The sequence below is a fragment of the Sporomusa sp. KB1 genome, assembly GCF_007830295.1.
In the GTDB taxonomy this organism is placed as follows: Bacteria; Bacillota; Negativicutes; order Sporomusales; family Sporomusaceae; genus Sporomusa.
Genome location: NZ_VLKC01000002.1, coordinates 3,939,116 through 3,962,703 on the forward strand (window position 1 = coordinate 3,939,116; position 23,588 = coordinate 3,962,703).

At 41.3% G+C, this 23,588-nt stretch carries 26 protein-coding genes; 25 read left to right on the top strand and 1 reads right to left on the bottom strand.

Annotation, left to right across the window (positions count from 1 at the left end; all coding sequences use genetic code 11):
* Positions 1-24: 24 nt before the first annotated feature.
* The 21 genes from fabD (at position 25) to ylqF (ending at position 17,979) form a co-directional block, all read left to right on the top strand.
* Positions 25-969 carry an ACP S-malonyltransferase gene (fabD, locus tag SALPA_RS21950; protein ID WP_145098991.1) on the top strand — a complete coding sequence of 315 codons (945 nt, stop codon included), beginning with the start codon at positions 25-27 and terminating at the stop codon, positions 967-969.
* 1 nt (position 970) lies between these two features.
* Positions 971-1,714 carry a 3-oxoacyl-[acyl-carrier-protein] reductase gene (fabG, locus tag SALPA_RS21955; protein WP_145098994.1) on the top strand — a complete coding sequence of 248 codons (744 nt, stop codon included), beginning with the start codon at positions 971-973 and terminating at the stop codon, positions 1,712-1,714.
* A 54-nt stretch (positions 1,715-1,768) separates the two neighbouring features.
* Positions 1,769-2,005, top strand: a complete 237-nt coding sequence (locus SALPA_RS21960) for an acyl carrier protein (protein ID WP_021167513.1) — start codon at positions 1,769-1,771, stop codon at positions 2,003-2,005.
* A 142-nt stretch (positions 2,006-2,147) separates the two neighbouring features.
* Positions 2,148-3,095 (top strand): nitronate monooxygenase family protein, encoded by a 948-nt coding sequence (locus SALPA_RS21965; protein ID WP_021167514.1) that lies wholly within the window; start codon positions 2,148-2,150, stop codon positions 3,093-3,095.
* 13 nt (positions 3,096-3,108) lie between these two features.
* On the top strand, positions 3,109-4,350 hold the full coding sequence (gene fabF, locus SALPA_RS21970; RefSeq protein ID WP_145098997.1) for a beta-ketoacyl-ACP synthase II: 1,242 nt from the start codon (positions 3,109-3,111) through the stop codon (positions 4,348-4,350).
* A gap of 8 nt (positions 4,351-4,358) precedes the next feature.
* On the top strand, positions 4,359-5,093 hold the full coding sequence (rnc, locus tag SALPA_RS21975; protein WP_255451301.1) for a ribonuclease III: 735 nt from the start codon (positions 4,359-4,361) through the stop codon (positions 5,091-5,093).
* 155 nt (positions 5,094-5,248) lie between these two features.
* Positions 5,249-6,307, top strand: a complete 1,059-nt coding sequence (locus SALPA_RS21980) for an elongator complex protein 3 (protein WP_145098999.1) — start codon at positions 5,249-5,251, stop codon at positions 6,305-6,307.
* Positions 6,308-6,393: 86 nt separating this feature from the next.
* Complete coding sequence (locus SALPA_RS21985) at positions 6,394-6,654, top strand: stage V sporulation protein S (protein ID WP_021167518.1); 261 nt, start codon at positions 6,394-6,396, stop codon at positions 6,652-6,654.
* A gap of 116 nt (positions 6,655-6,770) precedes the next feature.
* A complete protein-coding gene (gene smc / locus SALPA_RS21990; protein WP_255451302.1) occupies positions 6,771-10,337 on the top strand; it encodes a chromosome segregation protein SMC in 3,567 nt (1,188 codons plus the stop codon).
* A 29-nt stretch (positions 10,338-10,366) separates the two neighbouring features.
* The gene (ftsY, locus tag SALPA_RS21995) at positions 10,367-11,284 is read left to right on the top strand and encodes a signal recognition particle-docking protein FtsY (RefSeq protein WP_145099004.1); all 918 of its coding nucleotides are present in this window, start codon (positions 10,367-10,369) and stop codon (positions 11,282-11,284) included.
* An 80-nt stretch (positions 11,285-11,364) separates the two neighbouring features.
* Positions 11,365-11,733 carry a YlxM family DNA-binding protein gene (ylxM, locus tag SALPA_RS22000; protein ID WP_255451303.1) on the top strand — a complete coding sequence of 123 codons (369 nt, stop codon included), beginning with the start codon at positions 11,365-11,367 and terminating at the stop codon, positions 11,731-11,733.
* A 7-nt stretch (positions 11,734-11,740) separates the two neighbouring features.
* Positions 11,741-13,081: a signal recognition particle protein gene (gene ffh / locus SALPA_RS22005; protein ID WP_145099007.1), complete on the top strand. Its 1,341-nt coding sequence runs from the start codon at positions 11,741-11,743 to the stop codon at positions 13,079-13,081.
* Between the two features lie 45 nt (positions 13,082-13,126).
* Entirely contained in the window at positions 13,127-13,408 is a 282-nt protein-coding gene (rpsP, locus tag SALPA_RS22010; RefSeq protein WP_021167523.1) for a 30S ribosomal protein S16, read from the top strand.
* A 20-nt stretch (positions 13,409-13,428) separates the two neighbouring features.
* Positions 13,429-13,656, top strand: coding sequence for a KH domain-containing protein (locus SALPA_RS22015; RefSeq protein WP_021167524.1), 228 nt, complete (start codon positions 13,429-13,431; stop codon positions 13,654-13,656).
* Positions 13,657-13,693: 37 nt separating this feature from the next.
* Positions 13,694-14,110: a YlqD family protein gene (locus tag SALPA_RS22020; RefSeq protein ID WP_255451304.1), complete on the top strand. Its 417-nt coding sequence runs from the start codon at positions 13,694-13,696 to the stop codon at positions 14,108-14,110.
* Complete coding sequence (rimM, locus tag SALPA_RS22025) at positions 14,082-14,615, top strand: ribosome maturation factor RimM (RefSeq protein WP_255451441.1); 534 nt, start codon at positions 14,082-14,084, stop codon at positions 14,613-14,615. Before SALPA_RS22020 ends, rimM begins: the two co-directional genes overlap by 29 nt.
* Before the next feature lie 13 nt (positions 14,616-14,628).
* The gene (trmD, locus tag SALPA_RS22030; RefSeq protein WP_145099010.1) at positions 14,629-15,375 is read left to right on the top strand and encodes a tRNA (guanosine(37)-N1)-methyltransferase TrmD; all 747 of its coding nucleotides are present in this window, start codon (positions 14,629-14,631) and stop codon (positions 15,373-15,375) included.
* Between the two features lie 2 nt (positions 15,376-15,377).
* A complete protein-coding gene (locus tag SALPA_RS22035) occupies positions 15,378-15,956 on the top strand; it encodes an RNA methyltransferase (protein ID WP_145099014.1) in 579 nt (192 codons plus the stop codon).
* A 112-nt stretch (positions 15,957-16,068) separates the two neighbouring features.
* Positions 16,069-16,410, top strand: a complete 342-nt coding sequence (gene rplS / locus SALPA_RS22040) for a 50S ribosomal protein L19 (protein WP_094605484.1) — start codon at positions 16,069-16,071, stop codon at positions 16,408-16,410.
* 109 nt (positions 16,411-16,519) lie between these two features.
* The gene (lepB, locus tag SALPA_RS22045; protein WP_145099017.1) at positions 16,520-17,047 is read left to right on the top strand and encodes a signal peptidase I; all 528 of its coding nucleotides are present in this window, start codon (positions 16,520-16,522) and stop codon (positions 17,045-17,047) included.
* A gap of 47 nt (positions 17,048-17,094) precedes the next feature.
* Entirely contained in the window at positions 17,095-17,979 is an 885-nt protein-coding gene (gene ylqF / locus SALPA_RS22050; protein ID WP_145099020.1) for a ribosome biogenesis GTPase YlqF, read from the top strand.
* Positions 17,980-18,034: 55 nt separating this feature from the next.
* Here ylqF and SALPA_RS22055 read toward each other — a convergent pair whose 3' ends face one another.
* The gene (locus tag SALPA_RS22055; RefSeq protein ID WP_145099023.1) at positions 18,035-18,529 is read right to left on the bottom strand and encodes a hypothetical protein; all 495 of its coding nucleotides are present in this window, start codon (positions 18,527-18,529) and stop codon (positions 18,035-18,037) included.
* A gap of 149 nt (positions 18,530-18,678) precedes the next feature.
* On the opposite strand from SALPA_RS22055, the gene SALPA_RS22060 reads away from it, so the two are divergent.
* From SALPA_RS22060 to SALPA_RS22075, 4 genes are all read left to right on the top strand, one after another.
* Positions 18,679-19,203 (top strand): TIGR00725 family protein, encoded by a 525-nt coding sequence (locus SALPA_RS22060; protein WP_222428082.1) that lies wholly within the window; start codon positions 18,679-18,681, stop codon positions 19,201-19,203.
* A 224-nt stretch (positions 19,204-19,427) separates the two neighbouring features.
* Positions 19,428-21,269 carry a spore germination protein gene (locus SALPA_RS22065; protein ID WP_222428083.1) on the top strand — a complete coding sequence of 614 codons (1,842 nt, stop codon included), beginning with the start codon at positions 19,428-19,430 and terminating at the stop codon, positions 21,267-21,269.
* Positions 21,270-21,279: 10 nt separating this feature from the next.
* Entirely contained in the window at positions 21,280-22,440 is a 1,161-nt protein-coding gene (locus SALPA_RS22070) for a Ger(x)C family spore germination protein (protein WP_186451174.1), read from the top strand.
* Positions 22,441-22,446: 6 nt separating this feature from the next.
* Positions 22,447-23,577 carry an endospore germination permease gene (locus SALPA_RS22075; protein ID WP_145099032.1) on the top strand — a complete coding sequence of 377 codons (1,131 nt, stop codon included), beginning with the start codon at positions 22,447-22,449 and terminating at the stop codon, positions 23,575-23,577.
* The last annotated feature ends 11 nt before the right edge of the window (positions 23,578-23,588 follow it).

Consider the following 23,588-nt stretch of genomic DNA (forward strand, 5'->3'; position numbering starts at 1 on the left):
ATAGATACATAGGGAGGGAAAGAAATGGGAAAACTGGCTTTCGTTTTTCCTGGACAAGGTTCTCAAACCGTAGGTATGGGGAAAGGCCTATATGAACAGTTTGAATCGGTTCGGGCCGTATTCAAGTCAGCCGATGAGGCACTTGGCTTTTCAATTACCGACATGTGTTTTGATGGTCCTGAAGAAGAACTTAAAAAGACATATAATACACAACCAGCTATTTTGACAGTTAGTGTAGCTTGCTATGAGGTACTAAAGGAACAAGGTATTAAACCGGATATTGTCGCTGGTCATAGCTTGGGAGAATACTCAGCCTTGGTGGCTGCAGGGGCGTTAGCGTTTACTGATGCTGTGAGGTTGGTAAGAAAACGCGGCCAGTTTATGCAAGAAGCAGTGCCGCTGGGAGAAGGCAGCATGGCAGCTATCCTGGGACTGGAACGCAGTAAGGTTGTTGAGATTTGTCAGCAAGTGGAAGGCGAACTTGGTGCTGTGCAAGCAGTAAACTTTAATTGCCCAGGTCAAATTGTTATCGCCGGTACGACGCAAGCTGTTGATAAAGCGAATGAGTTGTTAAAAGCTGCCGGCGCTAAACGGGCAATATCCTTACCTGTAAGTGCTCCCTTTCACAGTACACTCATGCAACCGGCAGCCAAGAAACTGGAAACCGAGCTTGCTCAAGTTAGCATTAAAGATGCACAAATTCCGGTTGTTGTAAATGTTAATGGGCAGATTGTAACTCAAGGTGGAAAATTACGGGAATTGCTAGTCAAACAGGCAGCTAGCCCAGTGCTTTGGGAAGACTGTATTGCCCAAATTGTGGATTTTGGCGCTACTACTTTTGTTGAGGTTGGTCCTGGTAAAGTTCTTACCGGTTTTACTAAGAAGATTGTTAAAGAAATGGCAACCTTGAATATGGAAGATGTGGCTTCTTGCGAAAAAGTGCTTGATTATTTCAAGGAGGTTCGCTAAAATGCATTTAGATGGACAAGTGGCAATTGTTACCGGGGCTTCAAGAGGAATTGGCCGGGCAGTAGCTATTGCTTTAGCGAAGGTCGGCGCAAAGGTTGTTATCAATTATGCGGGTAACGCTAAGGCTGCTGAAGAGGTTTGTAAAACCATTACTGATGCTGGCGGTCAAGCAATTACATTTCAGGCTGATGTTGCAGATAATGGGGCGATTGAAGCGCTTGTAAAAAAAACAATCGAAGCTTATGGAAAAATTGACATTTTGGTAAATAACGCGGGTATAACCCGAGATACACTGTTAATGCGCATGAAGGACGAAGATTGGGACGCGGTAATAAATACTAACCTTAAAGGCATATTCTATTGCACGAAGGCAGTAGCTAAGATTATGATGAAGCAAAGAAGTGGCAGAATAATCAATATGACGTCAGTTGTTGGGATTACTGGCAATGCCGGACAGGCAAACTATGCCGCTGCCAAAGCTGGAGTTATTGGTTTTACTAAATCTATGGCCAAGGAATTGGCATCACGGGGCATTACCGTTAATGCCATTGCACCAGGTTTTATTGCTACAGATATGACCAATACCTTAGCTGAACAAGTTAAGACTGATTTGATCGCCAAAATACCTCTTAATCGTTTAGGTGCTGCGGAAGATGTTGCTGCCGCTGTAGTATTTTTAGCAACAGAATCTGCAAATTATATTACCGGACAGACTTTAAATGTTGACGGTGGTATGGTAATGTAATATATGACTTTAAAAAATTAAGCTTACATGCCTTGGAAGGAGGTGAACACCATCATGACAACTTTTGACAAGGTTAAAGAAATCGTTGTTGAGCAACTTGGCGTTGATGAAGCTGATGTAGCCATCAATTCTACTTTCATTGACGATCTTGGCGCTGATTCACTGGATATTGTTGAACTGATTATGGCCTTTGAAGAGGAATTCAGTATCGAGATTCCGGATGAAATAGCTGAAAAAATCAAAACAGTAAAAGACGCTGTGGAGTACATAGACAAGGAAAAACAAGCGTAACACTGCTTTGCTGGTGTCATAATTAATGACATTACCTTATGAAAATGAAGAAAGTCCCGTGGAAACTTTTTTCGCGGGACTTTCTTAAAGGTAATGGCAGGATGTAGCTAAGGGTATGGTTATTGATTGGAGGAGTTGTTACTTGAAACTTCCGGAGCTTAAAATTGGCCAACATGTTGCTAAGATTCCTATTATCCAAGGCGGTATGGCCATAAGACTATCAACTGCGCGATTGGCAGCAGCAGTGGCTGAAGAGGGTGGGATCGGACTTATTGCGGCATCTGGCATGGGCTTTGATGAGTTGCGTTATGAAATCCGTTTGGCACGTAGCTTAACTAAGGGAATCATCGGTATAAATATTATGGTAGCAGCAAGAGAATTTGCACGTTATGTCAATACTGCTATTGATGAAGGAATTGATTTGGTAGTAGCAGGAGCTGGTTTTTCTCGCGACGTATTTCCTATGGGGAAAAAGTCTGGAACTCCAATCGTGCCTATTGTGTCAACAGTTAAAGGGGCCAAAATTTCGGAAAAACTAGGTGCTGCTGCCATCATTGTCGAAGGCAAGGAAGCTGGTGGGCACTTAGGAACAGACCAATCGCTAAGAGATATTTTACCTGATATCAAAAAATCAGTGAGTATTCCTGTTATTGGAGCTGGTGGAATAATGTTTGGCCGGGATATTGCTGAAGTAATAAAACTTGGTGCAGATGGTGTGCAAATGGGCACAAGATTTGCTGCTAGTGATGAGTCAAATGCCGCTCCAGCATTAAAGGAGTTTTATTTAAAAGCTAGACCGGAAGATGTGGTATTAATCAAAAGCCCGGTAGGATTGCCAGGGCGGGCGATAAAAAATCCTTTTGCTAAGAAAATTCTTGAATGTACTGCTGATGAACCTGAAACTTGCGGGGCCTGTCTAAAACATTGCGCAAGGAACTTTTGCATAATCAGCGCACTGATTCGGGCCCAACAGGGCGATGTTGACACCGGGCTGGTATTCACTGGCGAGTATATTCATAAAATAGATAAAATACTACCTGTTAAAGAAATTTTTGCAAGACTTCTTAAAGAAGTTGAAGAAATAAACTAGTGAGGTGACCTTTTTGAAGAACCGAGTTGTAATTACAGGCATGGGAGCCGTTACACCCGTAGGTATTGGAACAGCTGCCTTTTGGCAGTCTTTGATTGCTGGAAAATCAGGTATTGGCCGTATTACCCGTTTTGATCCTAGTGAATATACTACGCAGATTGCGGGAGAAGTAAAAGATTTTGATTCTACCCAATATATTGAGAAAAAAGAAGCAAAACGGATGGATCGATGCACTCAATTTGCTGTTTCAGCTGCTAAAATGGCGTTTGAGGACGCTGGTATTGACTTTGAAAAAGAAGACCGTAGTCGTATGGGTACGCTGATCGGTACTGGCATTGGCGGCATGGATACGCTGCATGACCAATTTAAAACTTTATTTGATAAAGGTCCTGGACGAATTAGCCCATTTTTTGTACCGATGATGATTGCCAACATGCCTGCTGGCCAAACATCAATTACTTTTGGCTTAGAGGGCCCTTGCAGTTGTGTAGTTACTGCCTGTGCCACCGGGACTAATGCGATTGGTGACGCTTTTAAAATTATTCAGCGCGGGGACGCAGACGTTATGGTCGCAGGCGGAACCGAAGCGGCAATATCGCCGGCAGCTGTAGCTGGTTTCTGTGCAATGAAAGCGATGTCTACTCGCAATGACGAGCCGCAAAAAGCTTCAAGTCCTTTTGATGTTAGCCGTGATGGCTTTGTTATGGGGGAAGGTGCGGGCATAATTGTTATGGAAGCACTTGACCATGCTGTAGCACGTGGGGCTAGAATTTATGCTGAGATTATCGGTTACGGCTCAAATGCGGATGCTTACCATATTACTGCTCCGGCTCCCGAGGGTGTTCAAGCAGCTAAGTGTATGGCTATGGCACTTAAAGATGCTGGAATTGAGCCCAGCGCAGTGGACTATATAAATGCTCATGGAACTTCGACCCCTCTTAACGACAAAAATGAGACATTGGCAATAAAATCATTGTTTGGCGAGCATGCCAAACAACTTAAGGTTAGCTCAACAAAATCAATGACAGGGCATCTTTTAGGGGCGTCTGGCGGTATTGAAGCAGTTGCAACAGTACTTGCTATTGTAAATGGAGTTATTCCACCAACGATTAACTTGGAGAATCCAGATCCTGAGTTGGACTTGGATTATGTACCAAATAAAGCACAGGAACAAGTTGTTAACGTGGCGCTTTCAAACTCATTCGGATTCGGCGGCCATAATGCAACTATCCTGGTGAAAAAATACCAGGCGTAAGCGCTTTTATGAAACACACTAAAGGAATGCTGGATGCCAATCGCCTACAGGCATTATCCGAGTTGTGCCAAACGCTAGAATTTGTGTTCAGCGATTACAAATTATTACACCAAGCCCTTATCCATACCTCTTATGCCAATGAAACCAAAGGTGCTACTATTAGGCATAATGAACGTTTGGAATTCTTAGGCGATGCTGTTTTAGATTTAATTATTAGTTCCTATTTATTTAGCCAGTGTCCACAATTACCAGAAGGCGAACTTACCAAGGCCCGGGCTCAAGTTGTATGTGAACATACATTGGCCAAACGGGCATTGGAATTAAGATTAGGAGAATACCTTCTCTTAGGTAAAGGGGAGGCTCTGTCAGGTGGTCGGGAACGGATATCAATTCTTGCCGATGCGTTTGAAGCTGTTATTGGTGCTGTATATCTTGACGGCGGCTTTAGAAGTGCTGCCAAATATGTGTTAAATCAACTTAAGTCAGAATTATTTCTTGTTGAACGCGGTGATTACTTAAAAGATTATAAAACATGGTTACAGGAAATAGTGCAAAAAAATAATGACAGCAAAATTGCGTATGAAGTGATAAGCGAACGCGGTCCGGATCATGATAAATCGTTTGAAGTAGCTGTACTAGTTAATAGTGAACGTATGGGTTCGGGTTGGGGTAAAAGTAAAAAAGAAGCTGAACAGCATGCGGCTAAGCAGGCATTAGTAAAGCTTGGAACGTTAGTACAGTGAACTTGTTTCAGCATAGCTGAAACAGCGGCGGGTTCAGGTGAGGAGCTACCCCACCTGAACAAACGCCGCCTGCAGAGGCGGGAGTCTTAACTCGCCGCAAAAGATAACAATAGATTCGGACGGCCAGCTGGCCGTCCTTTTTTGTAGAGGTTATTATGAAACATTATATTATCCCTGTATTTATTCCCCACCTAGGTTGTTTACATCAGTGCATTTTTTGTAATCAAAAAAAAATAACTGGTTGTCAAACACCGGTTACGGCTAGCCAGGTAAGTACTATGATTTATGAACGGTTGAACACCATTAACCAAAAACGCTGGATTGAAGTGGCTTTTTATGGTGGCAGTTTTACGGCTTTGCCCGAAAATATTCAAAACGAATTGCTGGCTCCAGCCAGTCAGGCCCTGCGAAATGGAGCTATTCATGCTATTCGCCTTTCCACAAGACCTGATTGTATTACTAAAGATAGTATTGCCAATTTAATTCAGCATGGAGTAACTATTGTTGAATTAGGTGTTCAATCACTGGACAATCATGTACTTACTAATGCCAGACGCGGACATGATAGTCAAACTGTGACTAATGCGGTAAAATTATTAAAAGCGTCAGGAATACATTGTGGTTTGCAGCTTATGCCAGGTTTACCAGGCGAAGATTGGGTCAGCCTAATCAAGACGGTACGTCAGGCGATTATGTTGCACCCTGAATTTGTTCGTATTTATCCGGTCATAGTTATTGCTGATACTGTGCTTGCCAGATTATATAGTCAAGGGAGCTATCAACCGTTGTCTTTGCAACAGGCAGTGGCGCGTTCGGCTTATATGAAGCTGGTATTTGAACAGCAAGGTATTGAGGTTATTCGTACAGGACTGCAGGCTTCAGCGGAACTTGATAACAATACTAATGTTATTTCCGGGCCATATCATCCTGCGTTTGGCGAACTGGTAGACTCGTATATCTTCTACTTAATGTTAGCCGGATTTATGGAACAAAAATGGGGAGCTTCAAAAGATGAGTTAATTATTCGCCATCATCCACAGGATTGTTCTAAAGTGAGAGGGCAATACAATAATAATATTAATAAGCTTACGGCTGCTTATAATATAACCAAGGCTACCCTCTATGCTGATTCTGCGGTAAAAAAAGACTGCTTGTTGCTTGAATATCATGGCCAGGTAGTTCTATATAATAAAAATTTGATAAAATGTATTTAAAAATCATGTAAAAGAAGGAATTTTTAGGAAATACGCAGAATACCTTTATAATATAGGCCCTGGAATTCAAAGGAGGAGAGCGAAAAATGGAAGTGCTTAAAGTATCTTCACAATCAAATCCCAAATCCGTAGCAGGCGCTCTGGCAGCAGTTTTGCGGGAAAAAGGAACCGCAGAAGTGCAGGCAGTAGGTGCAGGGGCGGTTAATCAGGCTATTAAGGCTATTGCGATTTCACGTGGTTTTGTCGCTCCCAATGGCATTGATTTGGTCGCCATACCCGCTTTTGCGGAAATTTCGATTGACGGGGAAGAGCGTACTGCAATTAAATTTATTGTTGAGCCCCGGTAATTAGAGGAATTTTAATGTGAAGAAGCCTGTTTGCAAATGCAGCAGGCTTTTTTATATTACTTGTATTACCCTACTGCTCGTGGTAAAATTTTGATTGACCTAAATAACGGGTAAGGGTGATTATTGTGCTATTGCGCAGACTTGAGGCCTATGGCTTCAAATCGTTTGCCGAGAAAATTGAATTGGAATTTGGACGGGGCATTACAGCCATCGTAGGCCCGAACGGCAGTGGTAAAAGCAATATTTCTGATGCTATTCGTTGGGCGCTCGGTGAGCAGAGTTTGCGTACTTTGCGGGGTACAAAAATGGAAGATGTTATCTTTGCCGGTAGTACTAAACGTAGGCCATTAGGAGTAGCCGAGGTGTCTTTGGTTTTTGATAATAGTGATGGACAATTACCGCTAGAGTTTAATGAAGTTATCATTACCAGACGTGTATTTAGATCAGGGGATAGCGAATATTATCTTAATAAGACTGCCTGCAGATTAAAGGATATTCATGAAATTCTGGCTGATACAGGATTAGGCCGCGAGTCAATGACGGTAATTGGTCAGAATAAAGTGGATGAAATATTGAGTAGCAAGCCAGAGGAGCGACGGTTGTTATTTGAAGAGGCTGCAGGTATAACAAAGTATAAGCAACGTAAACGGGATGCATTACGTAAACTCGAGGATGCGGAACAAAACCTTACCAGGGTGCAAGATATTATTGCAGAACTGCAAACCCAGCTTGAACCCTTAAAAGAAAGTGCCGCCAGGACTGTTACTTTCAATAAATTAAGTGCAGAACTAACAGCCTGTCAGGCGACTGTGCTTTTGGAACGGTTAGAAAAAGCCAACAAGATGGTTGAAAGTGCTAATCTTGAGCAAACCCATTTGACCGATCAGAGTATTGCCATTACTACCCGGCTAACCTCAGCCGATAATGGGAAAGAGTCGTTGACATTGCAAATTGCTCAAGCGGAAGAGCGACTTATCTTTAGTGACCAGGCAATAACGGCAATGACTACCGAAAGTGAACGTATAGACAGTCGAAGCGGAATACTAACAGAACGAATTGAGCAGGCTCATAAGGCTGAAGCAAGAATTATTGGTGAGGTTGACCGAATAACAAACGAACATGTGACGGCAGGTTCGAAGCTTGTTGACTTGCAAAGCGAAATAGAGGTCAAGCAGCAACAAGTTCTAAGTATTCAGGGATGGGTAGCTGAGAAGAGTATTCGTAATGATGAGCTGCTTACCAGTATTAAGCAAATGGAAAATCAATTAGAAGCCGGACAGGAGCAGACCTTCGATCATTTACAGCAGGTAGTTAATGCGCGCAATTCGTTACGTATGTTTGAACGTGATGCAGTCGCGTTGATGGGAAAACAGGATATTCTTGCTAAAGAATATAATGATTATTTAAAGCAACAGGCTGAATTTCGTACTACGGAAAGCCAACTGCAAAATGAGGCTGAATATTTGGCGACAGAGCAAAAAGAACTGCAAGGACAGACTGTACTTCTACGTAAGGATGCAACTCAGTTGGAAAACCAGCTTGCTACTATAAGCGAGAGGGAGCGGCAAATTGCCGGTATCATACAGGAACAGTCATCCAGGTTAACTGTTTTGTCAAGTATGCAGCATGAGTTAGAGGGGTTTGGCCGGGCCATTAAGGGAATACTAAAGAGCCAGTATTCTTGGAAAAGTGGTATTTGTGGTGCGATTGCTCAGTTATTCTCTGTTCCTGATAAATATGTCAATGCGATTGAAGTAGCATTAGGCGGCGCTCAACAGCATATTGTTACTGATACTGACCAAACAGCCAAACAAGCGATTACTCTTTTAAAAACACAAAATTTGGGGAGGGCAACGTTTTTACCCTTAAATACAATTAGAATAACTAAACCCAGAGATGCAGAATTGTTGGCGGCTAGCCAACCAGGCGCGTTGGGTTTTGCTGCAGAGGTAGTTAGTACTGATGAGCGGTATAAGCCTGTAGTTAACTATTTGCTGGGACGGGTAATTATTGCCCAAACCATTAATGCGGCTCTTGTAATTGCTCGTAATAGTGGCTTTTCAGTGAGAATTGTAACTTTGGATGGTGAGTTGGTGAATCCCGGCGGGTCATTGACGGGAGGAAGCAGGGGAAGAAAAGAAGCCAGTTTTATTGCTAGAACCAATGAAATAGATACACTTAAACACAGCTTAGAAAGAGTAAGCGAAAAACGGATACATTTTGAACAGGAAAAAAACGTTAGTAGTACTGCGATGACTGAAGTTAATTCCAAGCTTGGCTGCGTTGAAGCTAGACTAAAAGAAATAGAACTTCGTCAAACCGAACTTGCAATTCATATTGATAGAAATCAAGTTGATGCCAAAAAATGTGAGTTGGCACTTAAAACAATTAGCAGCGAGATAGCCGAGTGTCAGCAGCAGGCTGCTGAGTTTCAGAATAAAATTATGCAAGGTAAGTCAGCTCTTGCTCTTTTGGAAAACCAGGAAATTAGCCATAAGTCTCAGGTTGTTGACTGGCAAAACCAAGTTAAGTCGATGAAATATGAGCAGCAGGTATTGAATGCAGAGTTAACTGATGCCAAGATTAAACTGAGTGCAGCTACCCAAGAGATAACAGTTACTGATTCAGCCTGCCAGCAAGTTAAAGATACGCTAGTATCAATGACTACGCATTTGTCTCGTCTCCAAAATGAGAAAAAACAAATTCAAGCTGAGGCTGGCCAGGCGCAAACCGAGCTTGCCTCATTGGCAGAATGCAAGGAAAAGCTGCAGCGTGATAAATGTCAATTAACTGATACTCGCCAGGCACAGTATGCTGCCAAACTAGAGCTATTGTCAGGCATGCAAAAAGTAGATAAAGAAACTAAAGAGTTACGCCGTCAGAGTAATGAGCTTCAGGCACGGCTTCATGAAATAGAGCTGCTTATCGCCAAATATGGTTATGAAGCAGATAATTGCCGTGAACAACTTGCCGGACAGCTTGCTTTGTCTATTGAGGAGGCTCGTGCTTTAAAGAGAACAGACAGTATCGATGAACTGCTCAAGACAATAACTTATTTGGAAAGTCAAATTGCGGCTCTTGGTTTTGTGAATCCGGCAGCTATTAATGAATACAATAAGGTTCAAGAAAGGTATTCATTTTTACAAGCGCAGACAGGTGATTTACTGCGAGCTAAAGAGTCTCTGACATCAATAATAAGCGATATTGATACAACTATGTCCAGGCAGTTTACTATGGCATTTAAGGCCATTAGCCAATCTTTTGGTGAAGTATTTGTCCGGTTGTTTGGTGGAGGACGAGCAGAACTTGTGCTTATTGAGCCGGGTAATATTCTTAGTACAGGAATCGATATTATTGTGCAGCCGCCAGGAAAGAAGTTGCAAAACCTGGCACTTTTGTCAGGTGGCGAGCGTTCGCTTACTGTAATAGCGCTGCTATTTGCTATTTTAACGGTTCGCCCAGCTCCATTTTGTGTAGTTGATGAAATTGACGCAGCACTCGATGAGGCCAATGTAGAGCGGTTCAGCGAATTTTTGCAAGACTATGCCCAAAGTACACAATTTATTGTTGTTACCCATCGAAAGGGCACTATGGAAGCGGCAAGTGTATTACATGGTGTAACCATGGAGGAATCTGGAATATCCCGATTAGTTTCAGTGAAATTTATTGACAAAGCAGGATAAAATATACTATCAGTTTGGGGGAAATGACAATGGGGTTTTTTGATAAATTGAAAGCTGGATTAGAAAAGACGAGAAAAAGTTTTACGGAAAAAATAGAACAATTGGTTATCGGTTATGCTACCATTGAAGACGAATTACTGGATGATTTGGAAGCAGTCCTGCTTTCTGCAGATGTCGGTGTACCAACCACCACCAAATTAATGACAGAAATTCGTAATGGAATTAGAAATAAGCAGATTAATTCTCCTGATGATTTAAAACCATTTTTACAAGATAAAATTAATGCTATGTTGCTTTGCAAACACCATCCAGAACCAATAGAATATGATCCACCGACTGTTATACTGATTGTTGGTGTAAATGGAGTTGGAAAAACAACAACTATTGGTAAGCTAGCCAACTATTATCATGAATCCGGGAAAAAGGTACTTATTGCGGCCGCAGACACCTTTAGGGCAGCGGCAATTGATCAACTCGAAATCTGGGGACAACGGGCCGGTACGGAAATAATTAAGCATGCCGAAGGATCAGATCCGGCAGCAGTGGCTTTTGATGCTGTTCAGGCTGCCAAAGCCCGGAAAGTTGATATCGTAATGATTGATACTGCCGGACGTTTGCATACCAAAGCAAATTTAATGGAAGAATTGAAGAAAATCAATAGAGTAATAGCAAAAGAGATACCAGCGGCGCCGCACGAAACCCTACTTGTGCTAGATGCTACTACCGGTCAGAATGCCATTAGTCAGGCAAAGCTGTTCGGTGACGCGGTTGCCCTTACAGGTGTAGTACTAACTAAATTAGATGGTACCGCAAAGGGTGGAGTAGTAATTGCAATTAATAATGAACTTAGTCTGCCAGTCAAGTGGATAGGAGTGGGTGAAGGGGTCAATGACCTTCGGCCATTTGCTGCTGCTGAATTTGCCGCTGCTTTATTTTCCGACAAGTAATTTTACTTGACACAGCTTTTTGTTTTTGATATAATCTGCCGTGTAAAGGATTTTTACTTGCCAGGTAAGCAGGTGAATGTATGGACAGTATGTTAAATAAAGTTTTACGCGTGGGACAGTTGTACGATTTTTACAATGCCCTGTTAACAGAAAAACAGCGTGACTGTCTTAATATGCATTATCTACAGGACTTATCGCTGGCAGAAATCGCTGCAGAATTCAATGTATCAAGGCAAGCAGTACATGATATTTTACGGCGAGCTGAACAAACCTTGGAAGAATATGAACAAAAGCTAGGTTTGGCTGCTCGTTACAGGCAAGAACGAAAACTACTGGTTGAGGTAGTTGACAGCTTACAACAACTGCCATATTCTGTAAAAAAAATACCGGAATTAAATCAAGCAATCATTATGTTAAATTCGTTGCTAGAAGACACCCGGGAGGTGTGACATATATATGGTCTTTGAAAGTTTGGCTGACAAACTTCAGCAGACTTTTAAGAAGCTGCGTGGCAAGGGAAAATTATCAGAAAGTGATGTTGCAGAGGCCCTTAAAGAGGTGCGAATGGCCCTCTTAGAGGCCGACGTAAATTTTAAAGTAGTAAAAGATTTAGTTGCTAAAATCAAAGAGCGGGCTATTGGCCAGGAAGTGCTGGAAAGCCTGACACCTGCTCAGCATGTGGTAAAGATTGTAAATGAAGAGTTAACCAATCTAATGGGGGGGACCCAGAGTCGTATTGCTATTGCATCACGGCCGCCGACAGTTATTATGTTGGTTGGTTTGCAAGGGGCAGGTAAGACGACAACCGCCGGAAAGTTGGCAAATCTTCTAAAACGTCAAGGGAAACGACCGCTTATGGTAGCGGCTGACGTCTATCGTCCGGCCGCCATAAAGCAGCTGGAAGTATTAGGCGAGCAACTTGAGATTCCCGTATTTACTATGGGGCAGGACAATCCGGTCAACATTGCCAAGAAAGCTGTCGACCAGGCATTGATGATGGCTCGTGATATCGTGATTATTGATACGGCAGGCCGTCTGCATATTAATGAAGAACTTATGAATGAACTCAAATCCATTAAGCAAACAGTTAAGCCTCACGAAATACTGCTGGTAGTTGACGCTATGACTGGTCAAGACGCAGTTAATGTTGCTGAGTCCTTCAACAATGATCTGGGTATTGATGGTATTATCCTGACTAAGCTTGACGGTGACGCCCGTGGTGGTGCTGCTCTCTCAATCAAGGCCGTTACCGGCCAGCCAATCAAGTTCGCTGGTATGGGCGAAAAGCTGGATGCGTTGGAACAATTTCATCCTGATCGTATGGCCTCGCGAATTTTGGGTATGGGCGATGTTCTCAGCCTTATTGAAAAGGCTGAATCAACCATTAACTTAGAAAAAGCACAAGAAATGCAAAAGAAGCTTCGTAAAGAAGAATTTACATTAGATGATTTCTTGGAGCAAATCGAACAAGTTCGCAAATTGGGGCCACTTGATCAAATCCTGGGTATGTTGCCAGGCATGGGTAAGCTCAAAGGGCTGCAGGGATTGGATATCGATAATAAAGAAGTCAAGCATATCATCGCCATTATTCACTCTATGACAGCTAAGGAACGTCGTGACCCAGCTATTATAAATGGCAGTCGTCGCAAGCGCATTGCTGTCGGCAGCGGTACAAGGGTTCAGGATGTCAATCGCCTGCTAAAGCAATTTGTTGAGGCTAAAAAGATGATGAAACGGCTGAAAGATATGCAAAAAAGTGGCAAAAAACCAAGTTTTAAACTTCCCTTTATGCAATGATTTTTCTTAAAATAGTTAGATATTCTGTAAAGGAGGTGACTTATAATGGCAGTTAAAATTCGCTTAAAGCGTATGGGCGCAAAAAAACGTCCTTTCTATCGTGTAGTAGTATCTGACTCTCGTTCGCCGCGGGATGGAAGATTTATTGAAAATCTGGGTCATTACGACTCGACTACTGAACCAGCAGTAATCAAGATTGACGAGGAAAAAGCCATCGCATGGCTCCAAAAAGGTGCTCAACCTACTGATACTGTTAAAAATCTATTCAGCCAAACCGGCATCCTGAAAAAATGGGATGAAGTAAAGCGCTCTAAGAAAGAAGCATAGAAACGAGGCGTGATAACTACATGAAAGAATTAGTCGAAGTTATCGCCAAAGCATTAGTGAAAAACCCGGAACAAGTCAATGTTAACGAGACAAATGATAATGCAGGTACAGTCTATGAACTGCATGTGGCCCCTGAAGATATGGGAAAGATAATTGGTAAGCAGGGGCGTATCGCCAAAGCTATTCGCACTGTGGTCAAAGCTGCGGCCACCCGGGAAAACAAACGAGTAATGGTAGAAATATTATAAGTAAACTGTTAATCTGATGACCGAAGGGGTGGAGCAAATGGCTAATATCGAAAGCTTGACAATTAAGTGTCCGGTGACCATTAAAGCAAAAGTAACCGAAGATCTTAAAGCACAAGTGGCAGCTGAAATTCAGGAAGCCATTAAAAAGGCGGATCTGGAACTTCAGCAAATTGATTTTCATGCTAAACGTATGATGAGTGAACAGGCAAAGCAAGATGCTCAAGGTCTTGTTGGTCTCCGCCAGCAGATTGATGCTGAGCGGCAAAAACGCCTTGAATTTAAAAACCATATGTTGGATAAGTTGAAAGACACAGCCCAACTGGAAATCGGTGCGGAAATTGTTCAGGGTACTATGGATAGAGTCGTTACTATAAATATTGGCGATGATCTTCATAAACTGATGGCAACTGAAATTTTGCTTGAAGATGGCAAAGTCATTGCTTTTCGTAGCTAATATGCCTAAAACCGAGTTGATTACCATCGGTAAAATTGTTGCCCCGCACGGTGTGCGGGGTGACGTTCGTATAGTACCGCTGACCGATTTTCCCGACCGATTTTATGATCTTACTAAGGTGCTTGTTGATGATGTTGGTGAGCTTGCATTAGAGTCGGCCAGACAACACAAAAAGTTTATTTTACTAAAATTTGCCAAGCTTGATTCTATCAATGATATTGAGCACTTACGTGGCAAATTGATTAAAATCAGGCGTGAAGATGCAGTTAAACTGCCTGAAGGCCGCTATTATATTTTTGATATTATTGGGCTCAATGTATTTACTGAAGAAGGCCTTTTATTGGGAACGATAACTGATGTGCTGCAACCAGGCAGCAATGATGTTTATGTTGTTAAGCAACAAGACAAGAGTGAATTGTTAATCCCTGCCATTAAAGAAGTTGTTAAGAAAATTGACATTTTAGGTAAGCAAATGATAGTAAAACTGCAGGAAGAAATGGACTAAACAGAGGACAGTTATGCGTATTGACATTATTTCACTATTTCCCGAAATGTTTACAGGTCCGCTAGGTCATAGCATTTTAAAACGAGCGCAGGACAATGGACTTATCTCTATTCATGTAACAAATCCCCGGGATTTTACTTATGACAAACATCGTATTGTAGATGATGCCCCGTTTGGTGGCGGGGCAGGCATGGTCATGAAGCCTGAGCCAATATTCCGTGCCGTGGAAAGTGTAGTAAATGCCAATAACACTTTACGCAGGCGGATAATTCTTATGTGCCCAGGCGGACAGTCATTTGACCAGGCGAAAGCCCGGGAACTTGCAGGGTATGAACAGCTGATATTTCTTTGCGGCCACTATGAAGGTATTGATGCCAGGATTCGTGAACATGTGGTTGATGAAGCAATTTCCATTGGCGATTATGTACTAACAGGTGGCGAATTACCTGCTATGGTAATTACTGATGCCGTGGCTCGTATGATCCCAGGGGTTCTTGGCGCTGACGATAGTGCGCAGCACGATTCTTTTTATAATGGTTTGCTGGAATATCCGCACTATACACGACCGCGTGAATTTAACGGTTGGGAAGTACCGGAAATACTGCTTTCCGGAGATCATGCTAAAATTGAAAAATGGCGACGTAAAGAATCACTGCGGGCAACTCTGGAACGTCGGCCGGATTTAATGAATAACGTTGAGCTAAATCCTCTTGATGATAAACTTTTGCAGGAAATAAAGTCTGAACAGGCGGGAGGCTGAATATGGCAATGCCTGTATATTTAGGTTTAGTACATTATCCGATATATAATAAAAATAATGAGATAGTTACGACTGCTATTACTAATTTTGATATCCATGATATTGCCCGAACGGCTCGAACGTATAATGTGCTAAAATATTTTGTTATTCACCCCCTAGAGGCCCAAAAGGCGTTAGCTGAAGAAATTATTAGTTATTGGCAAGAGGGGTATGGGGGACAGTATAATCCTGACCGTAAAGAAGCGCTAAGCATACTGGAAGTTATTCCAGATATTGCGGCGGCAGTTGATTATATTGCAGCAAAGGAAGGAATGCCGCCCATAATAGTTACTACCGATGCTCGTAGCTATGACAATACTGTTTCCTATGCTAAACTTCGCCAGCAACTTAGTGATACCGATAGACCATTTTTACTCTTGTTTGGTACTGGTTGGGGCATTGAGAATTCAGTAATGAAGCAATTTGATTATATATTAGAACCTATTTATGGACCAGGAAATTATAATCACTTGCCTGTTCGTGCCGCTGTCGCGATCATTCTTGACCGCCTATTAGGTGAATACTGGTGGAAAAACCCGTAAATCACAGTATTTTAGTTTGAGTTGCTGGTTAATATGTGATATAATACGTTTTGTGAAATACGGACGGTCCTCTGCCTATAGTACGAACGTCTGATATAAGGAGGAAAATCAAATGAATATTATTGAAATTTTGGAACAAGAACAATTGCGTCAGGATATCCCGTCCTTTAAGCCAGGTGACACCGTGCGCGTACATGTAAAAGTTGTTGAGGGCACTCGTGAACGTATTCAGGTTTTTGAAGGCGTGGTCATTAACCGTCAGGGCTGCGGTGTACGAGAAACTTTCATTGTAAGACGCGTTTCCTATAATGTTGGTGTAGAGCGTACTTTCCCAGTACATTCTCCCCGTATTGAAAAAATTGAAGTAATGCGTCGCGGTATTGTTCGCAGAGCAAAGTTATACTATCTGCGTAATCTTACTGGTAAAGCTGCACGTATCAAAGAAAAACGCTAATTCAATGTGTCTAGGGACTGATTTCAGTCCCTTTTCTTAATTCTCCTAGTAGAAGTTTTAGATCTCCACAGAGTGACAGTGACCATACCTGTTTCAAAGGAGGAACGCTGTGAGTAACACGAATTTGGGTGAGGAAATAAAAGACTGGGTAATATCTATTCTCATAGCCGTATTGCTGGCGTTTTTTATCCGGTATTTTATTGTAGAACTATATATGGTCGAAGGACCATCGATGCGACCAACGCTGGTAGATGGCGAACGTCTTGTTGTCAATAAGTTTATTTATCGTTTTAAGACACCCGAAAGAGGCGAAGTACTGGTATTTCGCTATCCTCGCGATCCCAGCCGCGATTTTATTAAGCGGGTAATAGCAGTAGCTGGAGATACTGTCGAAATAAAAGACGGCAGAGTATTTCTTAATGGACAGCTTTTAAATGAGCCTTACATATTAGAACGGATTAAGGGGTCTTATCCTGCGGCAACTGTTCCCGAAGGGCATATCTATGTAATGGGCGATAACCGCAACAATTCAGAAGATAGTCGTTTTAAAGATGTCGGTTTTGTACCGCTAGAACTCGTAAAGGGAAAAGCAGTTACTATTTTTTGGCCTCTTGACCACATAAAAACATTGCCGTAACTATACACTATAGATAGTATATGTTTCTTAGTAAGGAGTGTGACACAATGCACATTCACTGGTTTCCCGGTCATATGACCAAAGCGCAACGTATGATTCGCGAGCAGCTGAAGCTGATTGATGTAGTAATAGAACTATTAGATGCCCGTATCCCTTTAAGCAGTGCCAATCCTATTATTGCTGAACTTGTGGCGGGTAAACCTAGAGTGGTGGCACTAAATAAAGCCGACCTTGCTGAGCCGGCACGGACAGTCGAGTGGGTTAGGCATTTTTGCAATTTGGGTTTTACAACGGTAACTCTTGATTCTGCCAGTGGTAAAGGAACCAAAGAACTGGCAAATAAAGTTGAACAAGAGGCCAGTGAAAAAATTGCTAAATTAGCTGCCAAAGGGATAAAAGGACGCGCTGTACGAGCTATGATTTTAGGTATTCCCAACGTAGGCAAATCTTCACTTATCAATCGCCTGTTAGGTACAGCAACAGCGAAAACAGGGGATAAACCCGGTGTGACACGCGGGCAGCAATGGCTGAAAATTGGTAAAAATCTTGAATTACTGGACACTCCGGGCGTACTATGGCCTAGGATGGATGATCAGGAAGTTGCCGTTAAATTAGCTGTAACTGGTGCAATTAAAGATGATATCTATGATATGGAGAAGGTTATCCTGAATTTACTCGAAATACTTAATGCGCGTTACCGTGACCGCTTATGTGAACGCTATAAACTTACCCCAGAGCAGTTAACTGAAGATACAAATGAGCTGCTTGCTTTAATCGCTGCCAAACGGGGCTGTTTACGGAGCGGCGGTGCAGTGGACTGCGAGAAAGCGAGAAGAATGATTCTTACTGATTTTCGTTCAGGAAAGCTGGGGAAATTTACACTGGATATCCCTGTAGAAAATCCTGGAACAGAGCAATGTTCTAATAAATGAAATAGTATTCTTGCAATAAGAAAAGACTTGGTTTGTGCCAAGTCTTTTTTTATACTCAATAATATACAATTAAATTATGGGCAATAACATAATTGTAAGCGGCGATAATAATGTTTCTGTTAAAGACTGCTTCGGGAGTGTTTCCATAATAGGCGCCGCCTGGCATGTTGCCGTGTGATTCATACAAACATTTTTCCGGGGAATCGCCCCAAAGCTGATCACTATTTAGCCAAACAGATCCGTCTTGGTTCCATTGATTGCTATTTTTACTAAAAGAGCATTTAAAAGTGAAAGTTTGTTTTTCAAAGTTAATTCTATTATCAAAGGTTTGACTTCTTAAGTTAGCTAAAGAATCCTTATCCGGTATACAGATTAAACTATATGTCATTTCGAAAAGCGATTCTTGCTCAGTCTTAGAAATAACTTTCGCTTTTAATGATTCTGTGTGAAGATACTTAGTAAAACCACTTTCTGTAACAGTGTATACATCTTCTGCAAAGCATACGTTGGTTACCATGACAAAAATAATTATAAGTAAAAATTTTTTCATTATACATTCCTCCTCATTAAACAATTCTTTATATTAATGTAGAATCCTTCCTGGCGGCAGCTAAGAATATGGCAGATACTGCTTGGTTTGCAGGGGCCAGCTGTAATATTGTGGAATAATATACTAAACAATAAGTCGAAAGGACGGGGATGATTTTGATACGGATCGGGGTAATTGGACAGTCAGGCGAAATACCAGCAGAAACATGTGTATTAGCTGAAGAAATAGGTAAGGAAATTGCGTTGCGCGGGGCAATTCTTTTTACTGGCGGAACGAGTGGGGTAATGGGTGCAGTATCACGGGGAGCGAAACAAGCAAATGGGCTGGTCGTGGGTATTCTTCCTGGTGATAACGTGGAAGTTGCGAATGAGTATATAGATATCCCGATTTCGACGGGACTGAGTTTCGATTATAGAAGTCTAATTTTAGTGCATTCTTCTGATGTAATAATCATGATAGCCGGAGGCAATGGTACTTTGGGCGAGTTATCTGCAGCCTATTTAAACCGTAAGCCTGTCGTAATCGTCGAAGCTTCTGGCGGGTGGGCTTCAAGAGTACGGGGGATGGCCTACGAGGGTTCCTATCTGGATGAGCGAAAGTGGGTTAAACTTGACTATGCAAATACTGCTGCAGAGGCACTTGATATTGCGATGAGCCGGATTTGTGAGAGCTGAGCAGCTGAAATTCAAAGACCTGTTTGCATATTGCCTAACTAAGCCAGGGGCCATAGAGGATTATCCTTTCGGTCCTGATATCATTATGAGTAAGCCTGGGGGCAACCACCCTCAGGCGTTTCTGTTGCTAGTACTACTTGTCCAGTTCTTTCACTCGCATAGTTAAGAATAGCAGGAAATTTATTGGGAATACTGTAAATACCTTATAAAAAGGATGTCTACTTATGCAAAAAATAGTTTCGAGAATATATAATTATTTTCGAAATGTAATTTTAAATTTCGGGGAAAACCAGATTTCCGAGCATTATAGCTCGCAAAAATACCTTTTCAATTCGGCAGAGGCAGATATGGTATACTCTGCAAAAAGTTTAGAGGCCTTACTTACTTTTGCAGAACGACTATTGGAAGTAATGCAGCGGACAGCTAATCTTTTAAAGAGTAGCCAAGTGAATACCGAAATTGAAATCATTAAGGCAGAATTAGAAGTTCTAGAGAGGCAATTTTTACGACTTTCACCGCTAGCTTTGGCATATGAAAAAAACAGTACAGGGCAAATTGAATATTCCCCCGTCTCATCCAATTTATCCCAAAATCTAGAAATCATGAAAGGTATACTCGCAAGTAGTGATATAATAATTCGTGAATTTGATTTTGGTTTAACAAAACGAAAAGGTAGTTTGATATATGTTGATGGTTTGACCGATAAAGAGATCATAAATAATAATATTCTAACCCCGCTGATGAGGAGAGAAAACCAGGATAAGTACCATCTTCCTACAATTGATATCATACAAAAAGAAGTGTTAACCGTAGGTGATATCAAAAAATCTGATCAGATGAGCGATCTAAAGAACTATCTGCTAGCTGGAGAATCTATTCTGTTCATAGACGGTATATCTGAGGCTTTAATTATTAATACTGCTAAATGGGAAACTCGCGGGGTAGAAAAACCCGATACAGACAACGTTGTTCGAGGGCCTAGAGAAGGGTTTTCTGAGAGTATTCAGATAAACTTACCTTTGTTGAGGCGCAAAATTCACAATTCATATCTTCGCTTTGAAATTATAAAAATTGGTCATCAAACCAAAACAGATGTATGTATTGCCTATTTATCAAATGTTGCAAACGATAAATTGGTTGAAGAAATAAAAATTCGTCTTAACAGGATCAATACGGATGCAATTCTTGATTCCGGGTATATTGAAGCGTTTATTGAAGATAGTCCCTATTCTATTTTTGCAACAATAGCAAATAGTGAAAAGCCAGATATCGTTGCAGCCAAATTGCTCGAAGGGCGTGCCGCTATTTTAGTTGATGGCAGTCCGATTGCTCTTACGGTACCAACACTTCTTATTGAAAGCTTTCAAAGTCCAGAGGATTATTATGTTAGACCCTATTTTGGATCACTACTACGACTGATCCGATTCCTGGCATACTTTATTAGTGTATTTTCTCCTGCCGTATATGTTGCGCTGATTACCTTCCATCAGGAGTTGATTCCAACTCCCTTATTGATTGCTTTTGCCGCAGGTAGGGGGAAAGTTCCTTTTCCTGCAGTTTTTGAAGCGCTCGCCATGGGTGCAGTTTTCGAGATTTTACGTGAAGCTGGAGTGCGACTACCGCGGCCAGTTGGTTCAGCGGTAAGTATTGTTGGAGCACTAGTTATTGGTCAGACGGCAGTAAGCGCAGGATTGATAAGCCCGATTATGGTTATCGTAGTCGGGATAACGGCAATTTCAAGTTTTGTAATACCTGCCCAAGCTGATTCAAGCGTGATTGTTCGACTTTGCTTGTTGCTCGCTGCGGGGATAGCCGGTGGTTTTGGCATACTGATGGTTACTTTGACTTTTCTCTTACATCTTGCTTCATTACGATCTTTCGGAATTCCCTTTTTATCCCCTTTTGCACCGCTATCTCTTTCAGGATTAAAGGATGCATTTTTTCGAGTTCCTTTGTGGGCCATGACCAAACGCCCTGCCATATTAAATCCATCAGATATAATACGGCAAGGTTTTCCTGCACGGTCATTCATCTCAGAAAATGATAAACACAGTCCTAGGGAGTAAGAGAGGTTGTATGAAAAGAACAGCAATTATTGGAATCTTGATTGCGGTAATAACGCTTACTGGTTGCTGGAGTGCAAAGGATTTGAATACTATGTCGTTAGTCATGGGAGTGGGTATTGATAAAACGACAGCGTTAGATCATCTAGTACTAACAGCTCAAATTGCAAAACCTGAAGCTGTGCAGGGAGCGTCGCCAGAAGGAAATAAAGGAAGTGGGGGTAAAGCATATTCAAATATATCAATGGCTGGCGAAACAGTTTTTGAGGCGATCAGAAAAACAACTCATGTTCTAGGGAAAAAACTTTTTTTTACACATAATGAAATTATCATTCTGGGTAGAAGTTTAGCAGAAGATGGCCTAGAGAATGTTATTGACTTTTTTCTGCGTGATCATGAATTACGTCCTAAACTATTGGTTGCGGTTGCAACAGGGGATGCGGCCGATATTCTTGCGGTAGATTCTGAAACAGAGAAATTACCAATTACCAATATAATCAAAACTATCAGAGCCTATCAATCTACGTCACATTTTACGGCAGTTACGCTATTTGATTTAACTGAACAGCTTATGAGTGAAACAACGACACCAGTAGTTCCTTTGCTCTCAATCACTCAGGCGGGAGGAGCCAAAGAAGTTGAAGCTTTAGGAATGGCCGTATTTAAATATGGTAAAATGGTCGGCATACTAAATGAAACCGAAACACGCGGCCTTCTCTGGGTAAAAGGGGACGTAAAGGGTGGGATTATCCTAATTGATAGCCCGGATGGCAAGGGAAAAGTGTCACTCGAGATTTCAAAAGCTGATAGTGAGATTAAGCCTGAAATTAGGAATGGACAGGTTATAATGCATATCAAGGTTTCGGAAAGTGCCGCATTAGGGGAACAGACAACGGAAAAAAACCTTGCTACTTTAGAGTTTATTAAAGAGGTAGAACGGTTGCAGGCTAATGTAATAAAACAAGAAATTCTAGCCGCATTAAATAAATCGAAACAATTCAATAGTGATATTTTTGGTTTTGGCAATATTGTATACCAAAATTTCCCTGATGAGTGGCAAATATTTCGGCATCAATGGGATAAAATGTATTCGGACATTGATTATGTTATTAATGTTGATACTAAAATACGCAGCACTGGCACTCTTTCTGAAACAGTGCAACTAAGGAAATGAGAAGTTGTGCATTATGAGTCAAGTAAGATTTCGAAAGGTGAATTGATTTATTTAATCGGCGCTTTTATTCAGGGCTCTGTAATATTTATATCCTTTATCGGCAATCTGACCAAGCATGATACATGGTTAGCTGTACTGGCAGGATTTATAATAACTTTTCCTATTATTGCTATCTATATTGAGCTTGGAAAAAAATTCGCTGGTCGAAATCTTATAGCTATTTTAGAAATTACGTTTGGAACGTTTTTGGGAAAGGTAGTTTCTATTCTTTATTTATGTTTTTTTTGGCTGTTACTTGTATTTAATTTAAAAGGGTTAGGTAATTTTCTTTTGATCTTTATGCCAGAAACACCCATGGCATTTTTTATTGTTATATTTGTTATAGTGTGTGCATATACCTTGACAGTAGGAATAGAAGTACTGGCAAGGCTCAGTTTTTTATTTGTAGTAGTCGCTTTACTTATTATTTGTAGCACATTCCTCTTTTTACTTAAAGATATGAATTTTTCCAACTTTCTACCGATATTTGTTGTTCCTTGGCAAGATTTTTTGCATGGAATACATGTTGTTACTGTAATGCCTTTTGGTGAAATTGTAGTATTTTTGATGGTGCTTCCATATATCAATAACATAAATTCGGTAGCAAAAAGCACCACTATAGGATTTATACTGGGCGGAATAAGCTTTTTGATAATTGCCATAAGAAACACAGCAATATTGGGAAGCACGGAATTTATTTGGTCTTCTCCCTCTTTGCAGGCAACGCGATTGATTAATATTGGAAATATTTTAACCAGAATGGATATTTTAATTGCAACTGGTCATACAATTTTGTTATTTGTCAAGTGCAGTATACTTTATCATGCTGTCGTAGTTTCTTTTTCCCAGTTGTTGCGTTTGCGGACGTATCTACCTGTAATAATTCCTGTTGGTGGTATTTCTGTTACATTATCCATGATTGTCTACGAATCAACGATTGATCATAATATTAGTGCTCAAAACACCTGGCCAATAGTTGCAACTCTATTTGTAGTTGTATTTCCGTCTATATTATTGCTTACTGCTGCTATGCGCAATCAACCCAAGCGTGACGTACCCCCTAAGAATGTTTTAAGTAATGATCAAACCATAAAATAGGAGTATGCTAG

What these genes read in the sequence shown, in the direction of transcription:
- SALPA_RS22055 (WP_145099023.1), bottom strand. Translation starts at nt 18,529, where the DNA reads ATGAAAAAATTTTTACTTATAATTATTTTTGTCATGGTAACCAACGTA.
- rimM (WP_255451441.1), top strand. Translation starts at nt 14,082, where the DNA reads ATGGCAAAGTCATTGCTTTTCGTAGCTAATATGCCTAAAACCGAGTTG.
- fabD (WP_145098991.1), top strand. Translation starts at nt 25, where the DNA reads ATGGGAAAACTGGCTTTCGTTTTTCCTGGACAAGGTTCTCAAACCGTA.
- SALPA_RS22020 (WP_255451304.1), top strand. Translation starts at nt 13,694, where the DNA reads ATGGCTAATATCGAAAGCTTGACAATTAAGTGTCCGGTGACCATTAAA.
- ylqF (WP_145099020.1), top strand. Translation starts at nt 17,095, where the DNA reads ATGCACATTCACTGGTTTCCCGGTCATATGACCAAAGCGCAACGTATG.
- rpsP (WP_021167523.1), top strand. Translation starts at nt 13,127, where the DNA reads ATGGCAGTTAAAATTCGCTTAAAGCGTATGGGCGCAAAAAAACGTCCT.
- ftsY (WP_145099004.1), top strand. Translation starts at nt 10,367, where the DNA reads ATGGGGTTTTTTGATAAATTGAAAGCTGGATTAGAAAAGACGAGAAAA.
- rnc (WP_255451301.1), top strand. Translation starts at nt 4,359, where the DNA reads ATGAAACACACTAAAGGAATGCTGGATGCCAATCGCCTACAGGCATTA.
- SALPA_RS22070 (WP_186451174.1), top strand. Translation starts at nt 21,280, where the DNA reads ATGAAAAGAACAGCAATTATTGGAATCTTGATTGCGGTAATAACGCTT.
- SALPA_RS22015 (WP_021167524.1), top strand. Translation starts at nt 13,429, where the DNA reads ATGAAAGAATTAGTCGAAGTTATCGCCAAAGCATTAGTGAAAAACCCG.
- trmD (WP_145099010.1), top strand. Translation starts at nt 14,629, where the DNA reads ATGCGTATTGACATTATTTCACTATTTCCCGAAATGTTTACAGGTCCG.
- SALPA_RS22060 (WP_222428082.1), top strand. Translation starts at nt 18,679, where the DNA reads ATGATTTTGATACGGATCGGGGTAATTGGACAGTCAGGCGAAATACCA.
- SALPA_RS21985 (WP_021167518.1), top strand. Translation starts at nt 6,394, where the DNA reads ATGGAAGTGCTTAAAGTATCTTCACAATCAAATCCCAAATCCGTAGCA.
- SALPA_RS21980 (WP_145098999.1), top strand. Translation starts at nt 5,249, where the DNA reads ATGAAACATTATATTATCCCTGTATTTATTCCCCACCTAGGTTGTTTA.
- SALPA_RS22035 (WP_145099014.1), top strand. Translation starts at nt 15,378, where the DNA reads ATGGCAATGCCTGTATATTTAGGTTTAGTACATTATCCGATATATAAT.
- fabG (WP_145098994.1), top strand. Translation starts at nt 971, where the DNA reads ATGCATTTAGATGGACAAGTGGCAATTGTTACCGGGGCTTCAAGAGGA.
- ffh (WP_145099007.1), top strand. Translation starts at nt 11,741, where the DNA reads ATGGTCTTTGAAAGTTTGGCTGACAAACTTCAGCAGACTTTTAAGAAG.
- SALPA_RS22065 (WP_222428083.1), top strand. Translation starts at nt 19,428, where the DNA reads ATGCAAAAAATAGTTTCGAGAATATATAATTATTTTCGAAATGTAATT.
- ylxM (WP_255451303.1), top strand. Translation starts at nt 11,365, where the DNA reads ATGGACAGTATGTTAAATAAAGTTTTACGCGTGGGACAGTTGTACGAT.
- SALPA_RS21960 (WP_021167513.1), top strand. Translation starts at nt 1,769, where the DNA reads ATGACAACTTTTGACAAGGTTAAAGAAATCGTTGTTGAGCAACTTGGC.
- rplS (WP_094605484.1), top strand. Translation starts at nt 16,069, where the DNA reads ATGAATATTATTGAAATTTTGGAACAAGAACAATTGCGTCAGGATATC.